The organism is Alteromonas sp. MmMcT2-2 (assembly GCF_022348305.1).
GTDB lineage: Bacteria > Pseudomonadota > Gammaproteobacteria > Enterobacterales > Alteromonadaceae > Alteromonas > Alteromonas macleodii.
The window spans coordinates 20,116-39,178 of the sequence record NZ_JAKRFA010000018.1; the positions used below are offsets into that span (position 1 = coordinate 20,116).

Annotated in this window: 25 protein-coding genes; 17 read left to right on the forward strand and 8 right to left on the reverse strand. The window is 43.2% G+C overall.

The window, feature by feature from the left end; genetic code table 11:
* Nucleotides 1–186 precede the first annotated feature (186 nt).
* The 5 genes from MHM99_RS11780 to MHM99_RS11800 form a co-directional block, all read right to left on the reverse strand.
* Nucleotides 187–1,575, reverse strand: a complete 1,389-nt coding sequence (locus MHM99_RS11780) for a ribonuclease J (RefSeq protein WP_239219457.1) — start codon at nucleotides 1,573–1,575, stop codon at nucleotides 187–189.
* Nucleotides 1,576–1,643: 68 nt separating this feature from the next.
* Entirely contained in the window at nucleotides 1,644–1,877 is a 234-nt protein-coding gene (locus tag MHM99_RS11785; RefSeq protein ID WP_061095288.1) for a DUF2789 domain-containing protein, read from the reverse strand.
* A gap of 124 nt (nucleotides 1,878–2,001) precedes the next feature.
* On the reverse strand, nucleotides 2,002–2,352 hold the full coding sequence (locus MHM99_RS11790; protein WP_014949811.1) for a DUF2750 domain-containing protein: 351 nt from the start codon (nucleotides 2,350–2,352) through the stop codon (nucleotides 2,002–2,004).
* Nucleotides 2,353–2,424: 72 nt separating this feature from the next.
* Entirely contained in the window at nucleotides 2,425–3,255 is an 831-nt protein-coding gene (locus MHM99_RS11795; RefSeq protein ID WP_014979575.1) for a LysR family transcriptional regulator, read from the reverse strand.
* A gap of 126 nt (nucleotides 3,256–3,381) precedes the next feature.
* The gene (locus MHM99_RS11800; RefSeq protein ID WP_014949813.1) at nucleotides 3,382–3,549 is read right to left on the reverse strand and encodes a hypothetical protein; all 168 of its coding nucleotides are present in this window, start codon (nucleotides 3,547–3,549) and stop codon (nucleotides 3,382–3,384) included.
* Between the two features lie 399 nt (nucleotides 3,550–3,948).
* Between MHM99_RS11800 and MHM99_RS11805 the strand changes: the two genes are divergently transcribed.
* Complete coding sequence (locus MHM99_RS11805; RefSeq protein ID WP_239219460.1) at nucleotides 3,949–4,305, forward strand: DUF413 domain-containing protein; 357 nt, start codon at nucleotides 3,949–3,951, stop codon at nucleotides 4,303–4,305.
* Nucleotides 4,306–4,497: 192 nt separating this feature from the next.
* Nucleotides 4,498–5,247 (forward strand): PRC-barrel domain-containing protein, encoded by a 750-nt coding sequence (locus tag MHM99_RS11810; protein ID WP_239219462.1) that lies wholly within the window; start codon nucleotides 4,498–4,500, stop codon nucleotides 5,245–5,247.
* A gap of 96 nt (nucleotides 5,248–5,343) precedes the next feature.
* Here MHM99_RS11810 and MHM99_RS11815 read toward each other — a convergent pair whose 3' ends face one another.
* Entirely contained in the window at nucleotides 5,344–5,655 is a 312-nt protein-coding gene (locus MHM99_RS11815; protein WP_053103822.1) for a metalloregulator ArsR/SmtB family transcription factor, read from the reverse strand.
* Nucleotides 5,656–5,839: 184 nt separating this feature from the next.
* Between MHM99_RS11815 and MHM99_RS11820 the strand changes: the two genes are divergently transcribed.
* On the forward strand, nucleotides 5,840–6,190 hold the full coding sequence (locus MHM99_RS11820; RefSeq protein WP_239219464.1) for a rhodanese-like domain-containing protein: 351 nt from the start codon (nucleotides 5,840–5,842) through the stop codon (nucleotides 6,188–6,190).
* Between the two features lie 56 nt (nucleotides 6,191–6,246).
* Nucleotides 6,247–7,170: a LysR family transcriptional regulator gene (locus tag MHM99_RS11825; protein ID WP_239219466.1), complete on the forward strand. Its 924-nt coding sequence runs from the start codon at nucleotides 6,247–6,249 to the stop codon at nucleotides 7,168–7,170.
* Nucleotides 7,171–7,178: 8 nt separating this feature from the next.
* Here the strand turns inward: MHM99_RS11825 and MHM99_RS11830 are convergent, their stop codons facing one another.
* The gene (locus MHM99_RS11830) at nucleotides 7,179–7,784 is read right to left on the reverse strand and encodes an exopolysaccharide biosynthesis protein (protein WP_239219468.1); all 606 of its coding nucleotides are present in this window, start codon (nucleotides 7,782–7,784) and stop codon (nucleotides 7,179–7,181) included.
* Between the two features lie 545 nt (nucleotides 7,785–8,329).
* Between MHM99_RS11830 and MHM99_RS11835 the strand changes: the two genes are divergently transcribed.
* The 13 genes from MHM99_RS11835 to MHM99_RS11895 all read left to right on the forward strand — a co-directional run bounded on the left by MHM99_RS11835 (nucleotide 8,330) and on the right by MHM99_RS11895 (nucleotide 18,757).
* Nucleotides 8,330–9,661 (forward strand): sigma-54 dependent transcriptional regulator, encoded by a 1,332-nt coding sequence (locus MHM99_RS11835; RefSeq protein ID WP_156086533.1) that lies wholly within the window; start codon nucleotides 8,330–8,332, stop codon nucleotides 9,659–9,661.
* A 16-nt stretch (nucleotides 9,662–9,677) separates the two neighbouring features.
* Complete coding sequence (locus tag MHM99_RS11840; RefSeq protein WP_014949821.1) at nucleotides 9,678–9,902, forward strand: hypothetical protein; 225 nt, start codon at nucleotides 9,678–9,680, stop codon at nucleotides 9,900–9,902.
* A 4-nt stretch (nucleotides 9,903–9,906) separates the two neighbouring features.
* A complete protein-coding gene (locus MHM99_RS11845; RefSeq protein WP_168533893.1) occupies nucleotides 9,907–11,421 on the forward strand; it encodes a sensor histidine kinase in 1,515 nt (504 codons plus the stop codon).
* Nucleotides 11,411–11,863 (forward strand): response regulator, encoded by a 453-nt coding sequence (locus tag MHM99_RS11850; protein WP_049587620.1) that lies wholly within the window; start codon nucleotides 11,411–11,413, stop codon nucleotides 11,861–11,863. The genes MHM99_RS11845 and MHM99_RS11850 overlap by 11 nt, the downstream gene beginning before the upstream one ends.
* 88 nt (nucleotides 11,864–11,951) lie before the next feature.
* A complete protein-coding gene (locus tag MHM99_RS11855) occupies nucleotides 11,952–14,036 on the forward strand; it encodes a response regulator (protein ID WP_049587619.1) in 2,085 nt (694 codons plus the stop codon).
* Between the two features lie 230 nt (nucleotides 14,037–14,266).
* Nucleotides 14,267–14,596 (forward strand): hypothetical protein, encoded by a 330-nt coding sequence (locus tag MHM99_RS11860; protein ID WP_049587618.1) that lies wholly within the window; start codon nucleotides 14,267–14,269, stop codon nucleotides 14,594–14,596.
* A gap of 4 nt (nucleotides 14,597–14,600) precedes the next feature.
* Nucleotides 14,601–15,158 carry a hypothetical protein gene (locus tag MHM99_RS11865; RefSeq protein ID WP_239219470.1) on the forward strand — a complete coding sequence of 186 codons (558 nt, stop codon included), beginning with the start codon at nucleotides 14,601–14,603 and terminating at the stop codon, nucleotides 15,156–15,158.
* A gap of 52 nt (nucleotides 15,159–15,210) precedes the next feature.
* Nucleotides 15,211–15,468 (forward strand): hypothetical protein, encoded by a 258-nt coding sequence (locus MHM99_RS11870; RefSeq protein ID WP_014949827.1) that lies wholly within the window; start codon nucleotides 15,211–15,213, stop codon nucleotides 15,466–15,468.
* A gap of 24 nt (nucleotides 15,469–15,492) precedes the next feature.
* On the forward strand, nucleotides 15,493–16,071 hold the full coding sequence (locus MHM99_RS11875) for a hypothetical protein (RefSeq protein WP_049587615.1): 579 nt from the start codon (nucleotides 15,493–15,495) through the stop codon (nucleotides 16,069–16,071).
* A 572-nt stretch (nucleotides 16,072–16,643) separates the two neighbouring features.
* Nucleotides 16,644–17,288, forward strand: coding sequence for a hypothetical protein (locus tag MHM99_RS11880; RefSeq protein WP_014949830.1), 645 nt, complete (start codon nucleotides 16,644–16,646; stop codon nucleotides 17,286–17,288).
* A gap of 116 nt (nucleotides 17,289–17,404) precedes the next feature.
* The gene (locus tag MHM99_RS11885) at nucleotides 17,405–18,100 is read left to right on the forward strand and encodes a DUF2490 domain-containing protein (protein ID WP_171338661.1); all 696 of its coding nucleotides are present in this window, start codon (nucleotides 17,405–17,407) and stop codon (nucleotides 18,098–18,100) included.
* 247 nt (nucleotides 18,101–18,347) lie between these two features.
* The gene (locus tag MHM99_RS11890) at nucleotides 18,348–18,524 is read left to right on the forward strand and encodes a DUF1328 family protein (protein WP_014949832.1); all 177 of its coding nucleotides are present in this window, start codon (nucleotides 18,348–18,350) and stop codon (nucleotides 18,522–18,524) included.
* A gap of 38 nt (nucleotides 18,525–18,562) precedes the next feature.
* Entirely contained in the window at nucleotides 18,563–18,757 is a 195-nt protein-coding gene (locus MHM99_RS11895) for a hypothetical protein (RefSeq protein WP_014949833.1), read from the forward strand.
* An 83-nt stretch (nucleotides 18,758–18,840) separates the two neighbouring features.
* Here MHM99_RS11895 and MHM99_RS11900 read toward each other — a convergent pair whose 3' ends face one another.
* Nucleotides 18,841–19,059: a hypothetical protein gene (locus tag MHM99_RS11900; RefSeq protein ID WP_014949834.1), complete on the reverse strand. Its 219-nt coding sequence runs from the start codon at nucleotides 19,057–19,059 to the stop codon at nucleotides 18,841–18,843.
* Nucleotides 19,060–19,063 lie beyond the last annotated feature (4 nt).

Sequence of the window (19,063 nt, forward strand, 5' to 3'; positions counted from 1 at the left end):
TTATAAACCCAAGTGTAACAGAATGTTTTAAACTTGGGCAGCTTCTAAAATGAGGTTTTTAAAAACGTGAAGGACACATCTATCGCATTGATAAATAAAAATTAATTTCCACAAAGCATACAATATGAACAATTACAAAAAGCGCGCCAGACTAAATACACTTAGGGCTATTTCAATATTTTTATTTTACTCTTGCTGTACAGGAATGCGACCAACTGGAACAACCTGTCTGCGAATGCTTGGCTGTGGCGCTAGCCTGTACAAATCACCGTTCTGCCCTACATAGGTCTTTTTAATACCGCACGCTTTAGCAATATTTGCATGTGCTTGAAGGTGTTGATGCTCCCCGTGAACCGGAATAGCAATGGTAGGTTTTACCCAATGATACATGAGCTTTAATTCTTCTTCACAGGGGTGACCGCTGGCATGAATTGGCAGCGTGCTATCTTCACTGTGAATAACCGTTACTCCCTTTGCCTGCAGCGCTTTACTTAATCGGCCTACACTCTCTTCATTTCCGGGAATAACTATCGAAGAAAATAGCACAGTATCCCCTTTGTCTAAACTAAGGTGAGGGTGAGTGTCTTTTGCAAAACGCGCCAGCGCGGTATTTTTCTCGCCCTGGCTGCCTGTCGCTACAGCTAAAACTTCATGGGGGGGAAGATAACCTAAATGTTGGGGGTCGGTCACCGGTAAATCGTCTGGCCAAATGCCCTGTTGCTTGGCAATGCCGTACATGTTCATTAAAGAACGACCGTACAGCGCCATGTAACGCTTAGTTTTCTTGGCGACTTTAGCCAGCGAAATTAGCCGTGCTATATTGCTACCAAAGCAACCTACCACCACTCTCCCCTTCAAGGGCGCGATAGTGCTTAATAGGCCGTCGTAACAATTTCTCTCTGAAATTGAAAAGCCCGGTTTTGTTGCATTGGTAGAGTCTCCAACCATGGCAAGAATATTCTCGTTGCCTAGTCGCTTGTAAAGGCTAACGTCAAACGGTAAACCTGTTATAGGGTTGGCATCAATTTTCCAGTCTGCTGTATGCAATACTGTGCCTACTGGTGTATTGATTTTTAGTGCGAAGGGTTCTGGAAGCGAATGAGTAATGGCAAGCCAGTTAACGCTAAAAGACCCAATTTGCTTAGTATCGCCTGCGTCGACTTCAATAATGGTAATACGGTTAGCCAATTTACTCCTTGCAAGCTTTCGCCTTAACACTTCGGCGGTAAAAGACGTAGTATAAATTGGCTTTTGGAAACGTTCCCAAAGGTAAGGAATTGCGCCTACATGATCTTCATGGGCGTGGGTAATGACAATGCCAGCCAGTGCTTCTTTTTGTTTAGTAATAAATGAAGGGTTTGGAGCCACAACGCGATGCGTAGTGGCTTTGAACGTACTCTGGTTAGACTCTTGGCTGATGTCTTTGTAGGCAGGTGTGAGAGGCTCATCAAAAGAAACCCCACAGTCAACCATTAACCATTGACCATCGTGACCATACAAATTGAGGTTCATCCCAATTTCGCCCGTTCCACCTAACGGAAGAAACCACAAATCATCAGCAGATGGGTGCAACAAAACGACTAGTACCTTCTCTCAAAGCATTAAATATTAGTTTGACGTTCAAATCTATGAGCGCAGAGCCATCATTCGTGCAACTCAGCATTAAGTTGGTCTATCACTTCGGCCCACGCAGCGTCTTCAATAATGGCATCTTTCAAAAATGCAGACTGACTTTCATTCCAATAAGGCGCTTCATGAAGATGTTGGCTCTTATTCAGCCCTCGATGTGTTTCAAAAAATTCAGCAATTTCTTCGTCTGAACTTCCTAAACCGAGTTGGCTAAATAGACTATTCATTGTGGGTTGCTCAGTAAACATAACGCCTCCTTGGGTTACTAATTAAAGGCACAATAAGCGCCAGATACGTTGTACCCAACAAGCGTTTTTATGCCCCATTTGCTTACTAGATAATTACCCTTTGCCGTCCCCTTGAGATCACATCTTAAAGGTAGTCAGCAAACTCTTCTGGTGTAATTACCTCTCCTTCTTCAGCAGGTACAGGACATACAATGACCATTAATTCATCTTGCGTCATGCCCGGCACCCACTTAGTCAAAAACTCTTCGGTGCTTAATTCCATCGCTTCACAGTGTGCCCAGTCTTCGGTTGCCCACAACAGTGCTAACTCAGCATCAGGCCAAACCGGAACACCATCTTCTTCATCAGTAGTTAGCATTACGCAGCCGTGCTCATCTTTAAGAATGAAGAGCTTTTCTTCAGCTTTAATTGTTGCAAGGCTTGCTTCTAGTCGTTGAAATGCGTTTTTTTCCAATAAAGGATGTAATTGTGACATAAGTTTCTCTCTTTAATTCTGCGATTCACATGCCTTTAAATTAGGCACAGTGGGTAAATTTATTGGCAGCGGTTAACACGCTTTAGACACGCTTTCTATTATCTCTGCTAGACCCACTCGTCTGACTTGCTTCATGCTGTGCACATACACCTTAAACGATACGTTTTCTAACGTTTCAATTCTGGTCACTTTCACACTACCGGGTAACTGACTCTCAACGTTGGTCGGTAATACGGCTATACCACCTTCGCTCTGTAAATTGTTGAGCGCAAGATTCAACGAATTGGTTCTTAGCTTTGCATCGCGAAGTTGAGGGTAAGCAGTAAGCAACCAGTCTCTTGCCTTAGTTCCCCAATCAATAGCCACAAAATCTGCTGCATCAATAGTCTCAGACGCTTGTCCAATTCTATATAGCGCCAAATCCTGCTCTAGCAATACATCACTGTTTACTTCTTCAGATTTCAACGGTTCAGTGGAGAATGATAAGTCCGTCACCCTTTCGTGCAATTGTCGCGAAAGGGTATCTAACGTAAGAACTTCAGCCTTTACTGACCAATCGGGAAACGAGTTGTGTAGGTGACTGAGCATCTGAGGCAATAACAGCTCGCTCGCAAGCTGTGTTGCGCCGCAAACAACATATTCAGAGGATTGAATTTGGAGCTCTTGTTTTGCTTCGTTTAGCGTTGCGCATAATTGCCTAGCGTAAGGCAGAAGTTTCTCACCAGATTGAGTGAGCTGTATACTGTTGCGTTGCCTAATAAAAAGCGTGGTATGAAAATACTCTTCAAGTAGCTTTATGCGCGCACTGACTGCAGATTGAGTAAGGTAAAGGTTTTCAGCCGCTTTACCAAAGTGACGAGTTTTTGCCACCTCTATAAAGGTGGTGAGAAAGCGTATATCCATGCTTATCGTACAACCGAATCAAAGTAGGTCTAAATTGACACAGATAATACGGCAAGTAAACACAAAAGCACAGAAGCGCACCGCTATAAACGGTACGCTTTATTAAAATTTCACCAACTCGCTGAATTAATACTCTTCTTGGTGCAGGCGACGCTGTTTGTCACGGCGTTGCAGGTCACGCTTCTGCTTTTCCTTTACAGTACTTTGACGTTTGGAATTTGGCTTTTTAGCGTGAAAATCTTCCTCTTCTACCGAGTCCCATTCATCACGCTGGTAACGATAGTCTTTACTCATTGACTTCTCTGGGTTGTTAACACACCTCAATTATTATCTTAAGCGACAAAATAGAAAACGAATTTTAATCATCGTAGCGACAAGAATTTTTGATTATTCCCATCAGTGATTTTCATAGACTTTTAACGTCCAACTCATTTACGCTCGTATAATAGCGACGCCCGTTGCAGGGCCAATAAATAAAAACTCACATTTTACGTTAATTTCAAAAACTTAGGCATATCACGATTGAGGTTATCTCCTCGCACTTTCTGTATACTATTCAAACGTAATCTTAAATTTAGTGTTAGATTTTATACCGTTAAAAATTTTTTATTGATAAGAGAAAAATCTTTTGTTTTATCTTCGTTTTTAATTATCTTAAAAGTGCGCTGAACAAAACATTACGTTGGGTACAACATGAAAAGTTTAGCTATTCGACAATCTGCAAAACCTTATATTGACCGTCAGAAGTTTCCATACGGTTTTCGTAAATCAGGTGACTTCAGTATTACTGAAGCCGATCTTCTAACCCACTACGGCAAAACACTGCTAGGACTTGAAAGTGGCGAATTGTCGCCTGAAAGTGATGATGAGAGACATTTCGTCGAATTCGTTACGGGTAAAGTTGAAGCTAACAATAACCTAGAAAAAGCCTGGGCGAAATACGTCAGATTAGCAAGGGGCAAAAAGCACTTCTACACCCTTCACAGCAGTGCGAGTAACCAATCAGACTATGATGAAGACTACTCTGATGAAGAATTCGATGTAGCATAATGCTACAGCATTACTAAAAAGCTCGCTCCGGCGAGCTTTTTTGTTTTTGAACAAATGATCTCAATCAACTTCAGACAAGAACAAAATGAAGAAACATTAAGGACTGTCTACACTTAGTAGTAATACAGAGTGATGTGCAGTGAATTGTGCATTTCATTCTGAAAAACGAGCCCATGCAAAGGAGGCGCAACGATGATCATTAGTTCAAACCAGCTTACTCACTTTTCTATACATGCCCTTGATGACAAAGTGGGCGGCATCCGCGATATCCTTTTCGACGACGAAACCTTCACTGTTCGCTATTTGGTCGCAGATACCAATACTTGGCTACCGCTTAGCCGCAAAGTGGTGATATCACCTATATCTGTCAAACAGCTAGATGAAGATAGTGAGTCTGTTCATATCAATATGACAGTTGATACATTAAAAAACAGCCCCTCTATTGACGAACATAAGCCTGTGTCACGTGAATACGAAGAAAATCTCTTCAAATATTTTGGTTACGGATACTATTGGATTGGACCAGGAGCTTGGGGGGAGTTCGCACATCCAAATGAACTGGTCGAATTACAACGCGCTGAAGAGTCTGAAACTGAAAACCCGAAAAAAAGTACCAACCACCTAAGAGCAGTGGGCGAAGTTGGTGGATATGAAGTAGCTACAACCACAGATAACGTGGGCCACATTAGTAACTTCGTCATTGATACCGAGAGCTGGAAGATAATCATGCTAGTGGTAGATACTAACAACTGGCTTCCGGGTGGCAAACATCTCGCACTTCTACCTAGCGATATTGAAAGTATCGACTGGGCGGCGCACAGCGTAGTAGTGAATTTAAGTCACGACGAATTGGTTGATAGACCTGAAGTGGAAAGTGAAAAAATTTCTGAAGAAGGCTATGTGCCTATGCTTTGCGAGCAATTGAATAAAACCGGAAATTAATAACCGAAGAATGTCATTGTTGGCGATTTTTAGATAGGAACTTTACAATGTCCGTTGTTGAAGGCGGACATTGTAGCTTAAGATACATAAAGAAGATTACTCGCAGAAAAATTCGTACATCAAAGCAATTAAACGCTTGACGCGCTCGTCTGCTAAGCGGTAGTAAATAGTTTGACCTTGCCTTCTTGTGGCCACCATCTTTGATTCTCGCAATAAAGCAAGGTGCTGAGAAATCACTGGCTGCGAGACGCTAACAACTTCGAGAAGTTCGGTTACCGATTTTTCCTCTTTCAGCAACGAACAAAGCACCATAAGGCGTGTTTTATTCGCGAATTGCTTAAGGAAGATCTCGGCTTCTGCAGCGTGTTCCATTATATCATCTGAACCTATTACCATATCCTCGGACATAAGCACTCTCTATCTGTGAAGTATTTCGGCACCAATTTAGCCATTTACTATACTAAAGTATAAGGCATTTTGCCGACCTGCCAATTTATGCGACGAATCGCCGTATTTTACATTGTTTTATTATGCTGACATCAATATATTAGATTTTACTTATTTCAACTAAGTTTAGGCAAAAAGGAAAAATATGCTTATAGACATGAAGACTCGAATAGAAAACATAGACGTGAACTTACGCACTGTATCTGCGGAGCAAGCGGCCAGTGAGTGCCGAAACAATAGCGGTATACTGATTGATGTACGAGAGAGTGCCGAAGTTGCCAATCAGCCCGTACCTTCTGCGCTTCACATACCACGCGGCGTGCTCGAAATGAAGGCACTGGAACAGTTTAAAGATGCTTCAGCGCCACTTTATATTCACTGTGCGTCGGGCGTTCGAGCAAAACTAGCTGCAGAGCAACTTATAAAGATGGGCTATGAGAACGTTTCGGTTGTGACATGCCCTGTACCCACGATAAATCAAGTAAACCAGAAATGACTTCTTAACCACGCGTATGCTATAAGTAGCGTTAATTAAGAGTTTTAAGGCGCTGTATGCTGAAATCTACGTTAGAACAATGGCGAATGTTCAAAGCCGTCGTCGATGCAGGCGGCTTTAATCAAGCTGCTGCTGAAGTTCACAAAAGTCAATCGAGCGTTCACCACGCGGTTCAAAAGCTTGAAAACGCCATTGGAGTGTCATTGTTTGAGAATATTGGACGTAAAGTCCAGCTTTCGCCGCAAGGTGAACTTATGTATCGCCGTGCCTCTTTTTTGCTTAGCGAAGCGCACAAGCTCGAGGCCGTTGCCAATAGCCTTAAATCTGGCACAGAAACAACTTTACGCATAGCGGTGGATATTATTTTCCCGTCAGAATTGCTTTATAACGTGCTAGCGAAAGTTTCTGCTGAGTTCCCGCTCCTTCGTATCGAGATAGAAGAAACTGTACTCAGTGGCGCAAACTCACTTTTGAGCAATGGTAAAGTTGATTTAGGCATCTCTCCTTTCGCGTTTTCTAGTGGCTTTAGCGAAGACTTGTGCGAAATTGAATTTGCAGCTGTCGCTCACGCCGACCATCCATTGCACCAATTGGATAGAACGCTCACACTGGAAGACTTAAAAGCGTATCGTCAAATTGTGGTAAGGGATTCATCCGCGGAGCGTAAAGCTGATGTGGGCTGGTTAGGTGCAGAGCAGCGCTGGACCGTAAGCCACGTTAGAACGTCATTAGATATTATTACTCAGGGGTTGGGTTTTGCGTGGCTGCCTATAGCAATAATTAAAGATGAGCTAGAAGACGGTACACTCGTTCCCCTTCCCCTCGATAATAATGCAGCGTTGCGTAAGGCGCTCCTTTATTTGTCTTTCGAAGACGGCGATACGTTGGGACCAGCTGCCCGTGCTTTTATTGGCGAGCTACGATATCAAACAATGAACCTTCCATCGTCAGATTTTATGCTCGATTCGTGTACTGAGTAGTTAGAACATCAACTTAGCGCGACTGAAAGGCGTTCAAACCCTAGTATAAAGCCAAATAGCGATAATGAAACACCAAACAACGCCACAGCACCGTCGTCTGTGGCCATGCCTATTGCCATAATCAAAACAGCAAAAGCGGGAATAAGCCCCATAAAGGGAATAAGCTCCAGTGGAATCATTACAAGTCCGCAACCCGCACAGCATAATGCGATGAGTGATCTAAACACAGGCTGGCGCATGAAAAAACACCGAGGAACTAAAAAGCGGTCTACGCGCACTGCAAACGGTTTAACCTTTTCGACAATGTAGCGAAGCTGATCGGCGTCACAGTTTAGTTGCATCACTTTTTGCGGTAACCAAGGATGCCTACGACCGAGTAAAATTTGCAACGCGATGAGTAAAATCGTCCCACCCGCTAAAGATGGGATCCCAGGGATGGCCCCAATCGGTGTGCAAGCGATAAAAGATGGCAGCGCCAGCATTGGTCCAAAGCCTCTTTTCTCCATCACATCCAAAAACTCAGCAAACTCGAACGTATCTTGTCTTGCTCGCGGCTGCATTTTCCCCAACAACTCGTATAAGGTCATTGATCTTACAGCTGTTTTTCCCCACATCTTCAATTCCTTTGATATCACATTACCTGCGAACGTCGCGCTAATCAGACGGGCTCCTCGCCTAATTAATATACATTTCTTGCACCTAGTCGATTTGCCATAATGAAATTGCAAGCAACTTTAGACAGATAAATCGTGCGAAAAATATGCCATCGATTGCATGTGACGGTGTGTTGAAGACAGGAATACTTTTTGCAGATGCCCCTGATATGTAAAATAAAATCACCTAATAAACAAAGACAGATATAGACATTCTGTACTTTAGTGCGATGTGTACCGCTGATCGCAAAGAGTTGATAAATTAGAAGAAGGTAGCGCAACCGACTATCCCTGGCATCTAAGCAAATGTTCAAGGTTTCCGGGTTGCTTGAAGCGTTTAGATATTTTCCGATGCGCTTACGCCTTATCAATTTAAAGCAGCGTATAAATAAACTTTAAATATGCGCTTTAGCATTCCGTTGTTAATAGCGTATGATAAAACTATAACATTGATTCTATTTCATATTTTTTCTGAATAGGAAACGAAAGAAGAGAGGGACATCCACGTGCTTACCGTACTTTTAGTTGATGACGACGCCGAGTTCACAGAAGTAGCTTGTACTATCATCGAATTTCTTGGCCACGAAGTACTTACCGCTGCCACACTCAAAGAAGCCCGCGATTGGTTAGAAAAAGAAACCTTTGACCATGTACTGCTTGATTTCATGCTACCCGATGGAAGCGGCGCGCACTTATTTAATGAACTAGATGCACTTCCTAAGCGCCCTCGCGTTACTTTGATAACGGGTCACCCTTCTGTGAAAAGCGTGATAAAGGGTCTGTGTGGCCCCACGGTCGACTATCTCGTTAAGCCAATTCAACGGGAGGAAATAGAGGCTGTATTAAGTCAAAAGCCAAAAGAAAAAGCACCTGCACAAGACAAAATAGAGAAACATTTTGACTTGCTGATTGGTGAATCGCCAATTATGAAAGAGCTCTACAAGCTGATTTCTAGAGTGAGTAAAACCAGCGCAAATGTAATGCTGCTTGGTGAAAGCGGTGTAGGTAAAGAAGTGGTGGCTGCCGCAATTCATCGTGCTTCAGAAAGTGAAGGCCCCTATATTGCAACCAACTGTGGTGCATTCTCAAAAGAACTAATAGGTAGCGAACTTTTCGGTCACGAAAAAGGAGCATTTACCGGCGCTGTAGGACGTAAAGAAGGTGTCTTCGAACAAGCTGAGGGCGGCACGCTCTTTTTGGACGAAATCACAGAAATGCCCATTGATATGCAGCCCAACTTACTCCGCGTTTTAGAAAACAAGGTTGTTATTCGTGTGGGCGGAACGAAGACCATCCCGGTGAGCTGCCGCGTTGTATCTGCCACGAACCGAACAATGGAAGAGATTGCGCAAAGCAAAGTACTGCGCGAAGACATCTACTTCAGACTTGCGGTGTTCCCAATCACCATTCCTCCGCTACGTGAAAGAAAGGAAGATATTCCATTACTAGCAAAAACCTTTATTGCTGAATTCAATAAAGATAATGGCTCGCAATTTAAGTGGGAAGATAGTCAACTCGATACGTTACAAGCCTACGACTGGCCCGGTAACGTGCGTGAACTAAGACACTTTGTGCATCGCGCTGCCATTATGAGCGACCCTGAAAAGAGTGAGATTGAATTACCAAAAACCATTGAGTCACCATTTGCTCAAAAACAGAGCACGACACCGGCACTTCAAGCCGGTAGAACCATTGAAGACGTGGAAAAAGAGCTAATTTATGCCACGTTGGAAAAAGTGAATGGCAATAAGACCACCGCAGCAGAAATGCTGGGAATTAGTACGAAAACGCTTTACAACCGTCTTCATGCATATGGTGACTTAAGTAAAGACGACTAAGTAAGAGGTATTCGGCATGACTAGCGAAGAATTTTCTCGACTAAGTGTTTATGTGCATGATGCACGCAAACCATTAAACAGAATATCAATGCAAGCTGAGCTAGTAAAAATGGCATTAAACGGTGACGTTCCACCTGAAAAGGCACTGGTGGCGTTGGATAAAATAATAAGCAGTGCTAAAGACTGCAGCCATACTCTTGCTGAAATGACATCAGAGTTAAGTGGCAATGTTTCGGATTAAGTAAATGATTACTAAAGTATTGTCTTCACTATACAGTTGGATAATTTTAGTTGTTCTGGTCATTATTGTAATAACTGCTAATTCATTTTACGTAGTTAGTACATTGAATGACCTTTCTGCTCTGGAAGCGCGGCTGTTCACTACGAACCGTGTTATCAATGCAGTTAACCGCCTTCACGTTGCTGTACTTCGCGTGGAGTCTGGTCAGCGCGGCTATATGCTAACTGGCGATGAAGAATATCTTACCGACTACACCGAAACGTTAAGCGTAATCGGCGAATTAATGGATGAGGTAGAAGTAAGCTCCTTCTCTTCAGATATTAACGACCAGTCCATCCGCATCGAAGAACTTTTGTCTTTAACCAAAGCAAAAATCAATGAAGTCATTGAAGTAGTTGAGCTGTATAAAGAAGGGAAAGAGCAACAAGCTGTCATTTTAGTGAATAGTGATAAGGGTATAAAACTCTACAAACAGTTTGAAACCTTATTTAGAGAAATCGACGGTTCAGAACGGGATATGCAAGGCACGCATTTGGCCAACTTAATGAGCCTAAGAAGGGACTCCGTTAATACGCTGATCATTTCCTCTGCAACGACTCTGCTACTGATTATTACGGTATTTTTATTGCTCAAAATAAATTCCCGTGAGCATGAGAAATACCAAGCTGATCTAGAGTCTGTTAACGAAGATCTAGAATCTCGGATAGCAGATAGAACGCAAGAGTTAAGTGTTTATTCAGACGAATTAGCACGAAGTAATAGAGAGTTGGAAGATTTTGCCTTTGTGGCGTCACACGATCTTCAAGAACCATTAAGAAAAATTCGGGCATTTGGTAACCGCTTAGAATCGGGCTACAACGACGTGATAGACGAACGAGGCAAAGATTATCTTGCGCGCATGCTCAATGCAGCAGAGCGGATGTCCATGCTTATTTCAGACCTTCTCGCCTTTTCTCGCGTTTCCACACGAGGTAAAGAGTTTGACGACGTTAATCTAGACACCGTAGTGGATAGCATCATGGGCGATTTGGAAATCGCTATCGATGAAAAGTCTGCGCAAATACATGTTAGCGATATGCCGACTATTCGCGGTGACAAATCGCAATTAGAGCAGCTGTTTTTAAACTTAGTGTCTAACGCACTGAAATTTCAGAGCGAGGGAGTGAGACCTGAAGTAACGATATCTGCAAGAGACGCGACGGAAGAAGAAACGAAAGACATTCTGCTTGCTGAAGAATACGACTGGACAAAAATAACCGTATCAGACAACGGTATAGGGTTCGAGCAATCGTTTGCTGAAAAAATATTTGCCCCTTTCCAACGCCTTCACGGTAGAAGTGAATACAAAGGTACGGGTATTGGGCTTGCCGTTTGTCGTCGTATTGTAGAACGGCACAACGGTCAAATAACCGCAGTTAGTTCTCCCGGAAAAGGGGCAACGTTCTCGATAATAATACCCAAAAATAGTGAACCGTTTGGTTCTAACAACAATAATGGAGAAACACACAATGACGCGTAAACAAACTCAGCCTATCAATATTCTTATGGCGGACGATGACGAAGACGACCGCTTACTTACGGTTGACGCGCTCAATGAAAGCCGCGTTCTAAACAATCTGTTTTGTGTTGAAGATGGCGTTGAATTATTAGAGTTTCTTCGTCATGAAGGTAAATATACAGATCCTGCTTCGGCACCGCGACCTAGTCTTATTTTACTGGATCTAAACATGCCAAGAAAAGACGGTAGAGAGGCGCTGCAAGAACTGAAAAACGACCCCAAGCTTCGCAGTATCCCAGTGGTAATTCTCACAACCTCTAAAGAGGAGGAAGATATGCTACGCGGTTATGATCTAGGTTGCGCATCTTACATTACAAAACCAGTGAACTTTGAAGGATTGGTTGAACTAATGCGCGCGCTCGGACGTTACTGGATAGAGTTCGTAGAATTACCACACGAGTAAACAAATAAGGGTTAGTTGAATTTTTGACAACCCAAACATGTTACTCAATAAAGTTTCAAAAATACCCCATCGGTAAACGAGGTACTAGATGTCAGAGGTAATAAAAATTTTATTGGTAGAGGATGATGAAGATGATTACTTCTTAACCTCTGACTATCTAGCACAGTGCGAGTCACCTACGTTTGAGTTGACGTGGGTGACGAATAGCTTAGACGCAGTGGAAGCATTAAAGACACAAAGTTTCGACCTGTGTTTGTTAGATTACTTACTGGGTGCAGAGAACGCGATTGATGTATTGGGTGTTTTAAAATCTAACCAGTTCAATTTACCCGTGGTGATACTTACCGGACAATCGGATGCTACGGTGGATGAAATGGTCATGCGAGCAGGTGCCGCAGACTATTTGCAAAAATCGGAAATTGAATCACCGCGGTTTATGCGCACGATTAGATACGCCATGGTTCGTCGTGACATCGAGAACGAGCGAATTGAGCGGAACAAAGTAGAGCAAAAGAACAAGGCCAAAGATAAGTTCCTTGCGCATTTAGGGCATGAGCTGCGCACCCCCCTCACCTCTATTCTTGGCTACACCGAACTGCTTATAGACGATGCGAGAAACAGCCCTTTTCAACAAGAGTTATCTATTATCCACTCTAATGGCAAGCACCTGTTAAGCCTACTCAATGATTTGCTAGACATGTCGCGGATAATGGCAGAGAAACTTGAACTCAACATTAAGGAAGTGAACTTAAGCGCGTTTTTGACGGACATTCACTCATTAATGCGTTTGAATGCCAAAGACAAAGGACTAAGCCTTAACGTTGTTTCAAAAACAAAAATACCAGAGTTTATACACACAGATCCTACCCGCCTGCGTCAGGTATTGTTGAACCTTATTTCGAATGCCGTGAAATTTACCGACAAGGGCAGTATCACGCTTACCATCTCTCTCGACGAGCCGTCAGAAAAAGATTCGAGTCAAACACTGCTGCGATTTTCTGTAGATGATACAGGTATCGGCATGCCGCCTGATAAGCTCAGCAATATTTTTCAGCCTTTCGAACAAATAGAAGATGTAATGCGCGCCAATCATGGCGGAGCAGGACTTGGACTTGCCATTTGCAAAGAGCTTGTCACTAAACTGGGCGGCGACATTGATGTTAAGTCTCGTTTAGGAGAAGGCAGCACATTTACATTTGATATAAACCCTGGCGATGTTTCTGAACAGCCTCGTATAGATCTTGAATTAGGCCAAATTCAACCTGTCGAGTCTAGTAGCATCAATTTAAACGTGACTGGACGCGTATTAATTGTTGATGACTTGCGAGAAATTCGACGTCTAACCGGCCACCTTGTGAGTCAATCTCAAGCTGACATTAGCTACGCTGAAAATGGCGTAAAAGCACTGGAAGCCGTGTTGCAGGCGGATGAACACAACCAGCCCTTCGACCTCGTTTTAATGGATATTCATATGCCAGTGATGAATGGCATAGAAGCCCTACATGCGATTAGACGACATGGGCAGGATATCCCAGTGATAGCCGTCACAGCAGCAAGCCGCAAAGGCTTAAGAGAATCGTTAATTCGCGAAGGGTTTAACGACGTAATTGGAAAACCGATTGACCGGTTTGCACTGGCTAACTTGCTTTCGCAATACCTCCCGCCAGGTAATCACGTAACATTTACCAACGTGGAGGCACAAGTTGCAGACATGCCAATAGACAAGCCGCACGCTCCAGAGGACGAAACCGCTTATCGAGGACTTGCAGATAATGGGCAAGCAGAGCAGAAAATCCAGTCTACTGATTCAAAAGGTAATTCAGATCAGCCTGCCAATAAGCATATACTTGTGATTGAAGACGATGAGGATGCGGCGGAGCTACTACAATTGTTTCTTTCCCACTTAGGTCATACGGTCACTACTCAGTACAGCGGTGCTGAAGCATTACAGGCTGCAGAAAATCAACGTTTCGATCACATTCTTATGGATCTTACCCTTCCCGATTATAACGGTTACGACTTAGCGAGTGAGCTCAAGAAAAAGCTACCAGATGCCATCCTTACTATTGTAAGCGGCCACGAAGCGGACTCCGAAACGATGACAACTATAGGGATCAACAGTGCACTGCTCAAACCTGTCACTAAAGACGATTTAGCCTCGGTAGTGGGCTGAAAAGTTAATTATTTCGCTGCCAACCTGTACCGAATGTCGGAGGTTGAGCAGCGCATCATCAAGAGCAAGAAAATATTACAGACGTAAGACACAACAGTGTGTGAGACTTGCACATAAGCACCTCACGCAACAATAGTAAAATAAAAATAAATCATATAAAACAGTAAGATAATAATTTGGTATATCAGTTGCAGCTACCTATATGAACCTAAAATATTAAGGAGAGTATTATGGCTACACAAGCTTCAGTTAAATCGCAAACAGCTAAACATAACGATACAAACAGCGTGGCTGAGCCGAGTCACCCAGTAACGGATCAACTGAAAGATTCTCTTCATGCGTCAGTAGACAAGTTAGCAGACAGTGCAGGCATTGCGGAGGAAAACATTCGTCGCACTGCTACATCGTCTGCAGAGAACATGTCAGCGAGAAAGCGTCTGGCGCAGCAGAAATGGCAGGCGTCAAACGTACGTAAATATGCCATTGAAAACCCAGTAGCGACAGCGGGTATCGCATTCGCAGCAGGAATGTTAGTGACGTCACTTTTACGTAAGAAGTAATACGATGACTGTACCAGATTTTCGAAGAGCAAATTTCAATTTGTGCACAGAAAATCCTTTTCGCCTGACGCCGCCCGCGGCGCAGGCGAATCCTAATGTTACGAGCAACGGTGACAATGCTAACGCTGCATCAGCAACCTCTGAACACTCTGCACAATACAAGTCAACACAACAGAACAAGTCAACGCAACAGAATTACCCCGACCCATCGTTTTCGGATATCTTCTCGGCATTCTCTGAAGCATTTACCCAGCGAAAAGCGCAGGGTTTAGCGTTTTTAGAGCTCACTAACAGTGAATTGATGCTCATTAAAAAGAGTTTCTTTGTTACAGTCTTTGCATGCTTAGCGGCATTTGCGGTGGGCACTGTATGTTGGCTCATTTTAAACATCGCTATTGGCGCTATACTTCATAGTGTGGGCGTTAGCTATGTGGTAGTTCCACTCCTGTTGTTGGTGTTTAACAGTGTTGCGGCCTTTTGTTTATTTAAACTTGCACAAAATTCATTTAATTACTTGAGCTTTAGCAGACTCATTCAAACGTGGCGACGGGTTTTCGGATAGTGAACACACTTACCATTGCGTAATAAATCACGGCCAATAATGAGGAAAAGAGATGAACATTTTTTTAAAATCGAATATGAAAGATATAGCACAGAAAGAGCATGCTTATTTTTCGCAAAAACATCATGCAGATGTTGCACTTACACAAGCAAAGAGGCAATGTAAACTGATGATGGGAAAGCCTGAAACATTGCTTGGCATCGCAACCCTTGGCGCATACAAGGGTGCGGTAGATGCAAAACCCAAAGCAAAACGCAATCAAGCCCTAATGGCAATAAGTAGGACTGCGCTATTGTCGTTATTTCAATGATCACAGTATTAAGGAATATGTGAGATGAACAACAAAAAAAATATGAAGAAAAGTCGTTTGACGCTTGCCTGTGTTGGTGTGGCGTTTAGCCTTGCAATAGTAGGTTGTTCATCGACCCCTGTAGCAGCCCCTACCCCTTATAAGTCAGCGAGTTCCAAAGCTGCCTATGGCTATTCGAGCGAAAAAATTTCTGAGAACGAATACAAGGTTCTTTTTAAGGCAACAGACAAAACTCCTGCTGATAAAGTACAGCAATATGCCCTTTACAGAGCAGCGGAAATTGCTCAAAAGCAAGGCTTTACCTATTTAGCTATTGTTAAAACCAACGTGGATAAAAAGCCAGTTGTTGCGCGAGAAGTTATGGCGAACAAGGAAGAGCCCGTGGCATTTCAAACAGACAGGCAGTGCACTATGTCAGGCTGCGATGAAGTGGCACAGCCTATGGCCGTCCCAAGCTCAAGCGACGTTGTGAAAACTCAAATTAACGACATCTACTTTACTATTGATGTAATGATGGCGAATGATAAAACGCGTCTAGGTAAAAATGCTTTTACTGTCTTAGAGGTACTATCAGAGCCTCTGGAGCCAAAAAATGGCAACTAGCTGAGCGTTTTGCCGCTCACTAATGCTCTGAAACATCAGTTTTAATAGAAATGCTTTTCAGGCCCTAGTTGCAGTTATTGAAAAGCATCGCTCAAACACATAAGCAAAACCGTAATATGGTTCAAAGCCAACAACCTGTGCAATAGTCTTTATTACTTTTCTGTTGTGGCTAGCAGTCCACAGGCTAACTGCATTCTTCACTTTTCTACAAACTTGGGCGGTGTCATATTCGTTTCTTCTTGAAAAAGTCGATGACACTGCTGCTATCACAGCCCTTTTCTCTAATTTAAAGCCTCTAATCTATAGCCTCTAGTCTATAGCCTCTAGTCTATAGACTCTAATTTATAGCTGTTATCCATTCTTCTGAAGTGCTTCTTGCATTTTTAATGACCCGTTAATCTTCTATTAATGTTGTACAAAAGTCTCCGTCATCATAGCTCGCTATCATTAAACCCATAAACTGCAGAGCAGATTTATAAACCTCTAGCAACAACGTTGTAGCGGTACTGCTCTAAGCAATTGAATCAGGTAATAGCACATATTTATTTTGCAAATGACTAAGGAGTCAGGCGATGAGAAAGCTAAGCACGTTAATGACAAAAACTACTCTTGTAGCAGCTACAGTAATGTTGGTGACAGGTTGCAGTGCAGTGGCAAAACCGCAGATGGAGCATTCAGCTAGTTCGAATGTTCCGGCGTTAAAAGCTAAAGCACTCGACAACGCATTACTTTATTCCGACGAATGTATTACTGAGCGAGAAGTGGTAACGGCACAAAAGATGTGGGGCGACGGCATAGTGCGAATTGGTGCAGTATTTAGCAATGATGGTGATTACTCTGGCGAAGCCGCAGATTTCATCCAAGCTATGTATGGTTACGATTTAAGCAGCGTACTGTTTAAACCAACGCTTGCAGCTAACGACCAGTTCCGTTCAAGCTTCGATGCTGCGCTTTCATACTTTGTTGGCGGTAATGACGCTTACGAAGAGGACAAAGGCTTTGCTATAAAGCCATACACAAATGTGAAATTCGATAATGTGGGTATTATCAACAACAGCTGTCGCATGGCCGTGGCGATGGGCAACTACTTCTTTACTGATACAAAAGGTGGCGAAACGAAGGTGGAATACACGTTTGCCTATGTCAAAGATAGTGACGGCGACCTGCGTATTGTTGCTCACCAATCTTCGTTACCTTACAACCCAAACGGTAACTAGATAGGCCATTGCCCCTCCATTCTTAGGAAGTGTGAGGGGCGAAACACTCTCCCTTTGCAGGCAAGGCGTCCCTTCCCTTTCGCTTTGCCTCTTTTTTATTTTCAACGAGAAAAACTATGTGCGCAAAACGAATTATGACGCGTTGCGTCTTACTACTTGCGATGGCGATGACAGCCGGCGTTAAGTCACACGCCGAGTCAGATTTTCAATCTTGGAATGCCCTCGCACTCACTGGAAATGCCGATGATAAAGGTAAATGGCAATTTTGGTTTGACGGTCATTTACGCTTTAAAGACGACGCATCTCGGCTAGGCGTTTCTATCGTTCGTCCCGGTGTCGGCTACCAACTATCAAGCGATACGACCTTGTGGCTGGGTGTTGCAAGAGTAACGATAGACTCAGACAGCGGTTCAATTGAAGAAGACAGGGTGTGGCAGCAAGCCACGTATTCATTAAGCAAATTTATGGGCGGTACCATTTCAGGTAGAAGTCGTTTGGAGCAGCGATTCAGGAGCGATGAAGGCGATGATACAGGCTATAGGTTTAGACAATTTATACGGTGGTCGAAACCTTTAAATGAGCAATGGTCAATAGTCGTGTGGGACGAGGTATTTTGGGCTTTGAACGACACAGACTGGGGCCAAAATAGCGGGTTTGATCAAAATAGACTTTACGTGGGACCGGCCTATCACCTCAACAAGAAATGGCGCGTCGAGATGGGATACTTACATAATCATATTGCGTCGCCAGGCGCCAATTCAGACGCCATAACAAACCACAACCTTGCTCTCACATTCTTCGGAAGCTGGTAAGAATCAAAAAATAACTCCAGCCAAAGGCCCTTAACACACAAAGAGTAAAGTTGGGTGACTAGGGCCTTACTCAATCATGTAAAAAATGCATTCGTACGTGTAATCGTGACGTTAATTGCCTGCAGATACGGTCTGACAACCAGAGAAAAATTAAATTATATCAATATATTTCAATAACTTAAAAAACAGGCACAAAGATAGCATTAGTTTAAAGTGAAAGTAACGGAAGCAATACGAGGATTTAGTTATGTTAGGTTGGGCAATCACATTTTTTATCATCGCCATTATTGCAGCAGTTTTTGGTTTTGGAGGCATCGCAGGTGCAGCAACAGGTATCGCACAGTTTCTTTTCTTTGTGTTTATCGCGTTGCTCGTAATCTCACTTATCGCAAATGCGTTACGTGGTAGAGCACCAAGAGCCTAAGAGTTAGAAGTATTTTAATAGGAAAAAGGAGTAAGGATATGTTTTCATTTAAAAACTTATCAAAGGTACTAGTAGCATCAGCATTTGCACTATCACTAGCAGCTTGCGGTGACGGTGAAGCGGAAGACGCAGGCGAAGAGCTAGACGAAATTGTTACCGATGCAGGTAATGCCGTTGAAGACGCTTGTGAAGATGTGAAAGAAGGCGTAGACGCTGAAGATAAAGACTGTTAATCACGTTTTTATCAAAAAAGGGTCAGACAATTGTCTGGCCCTTTTTGTATTTACAGTCGACGTGGTTTGACCTAACTGGTTAGTTAAGACACTTCTTCACCGCCTAATTCACGAGCAAGATCGTCTAGTGTAGATAGCGTCGAATCAAATTCACCTACGCCGTAACGGTATTTTACACTCACGTGATGATCCGTACGCCCGAACTTCACTCTTAACCCTTCTGCGTCAATATGCTTCACGGTATTCAAAAAGCGATAGGCAGACATTTCTGTTTCAAATTGAAACTCAACACTGTTTTCCATTTAG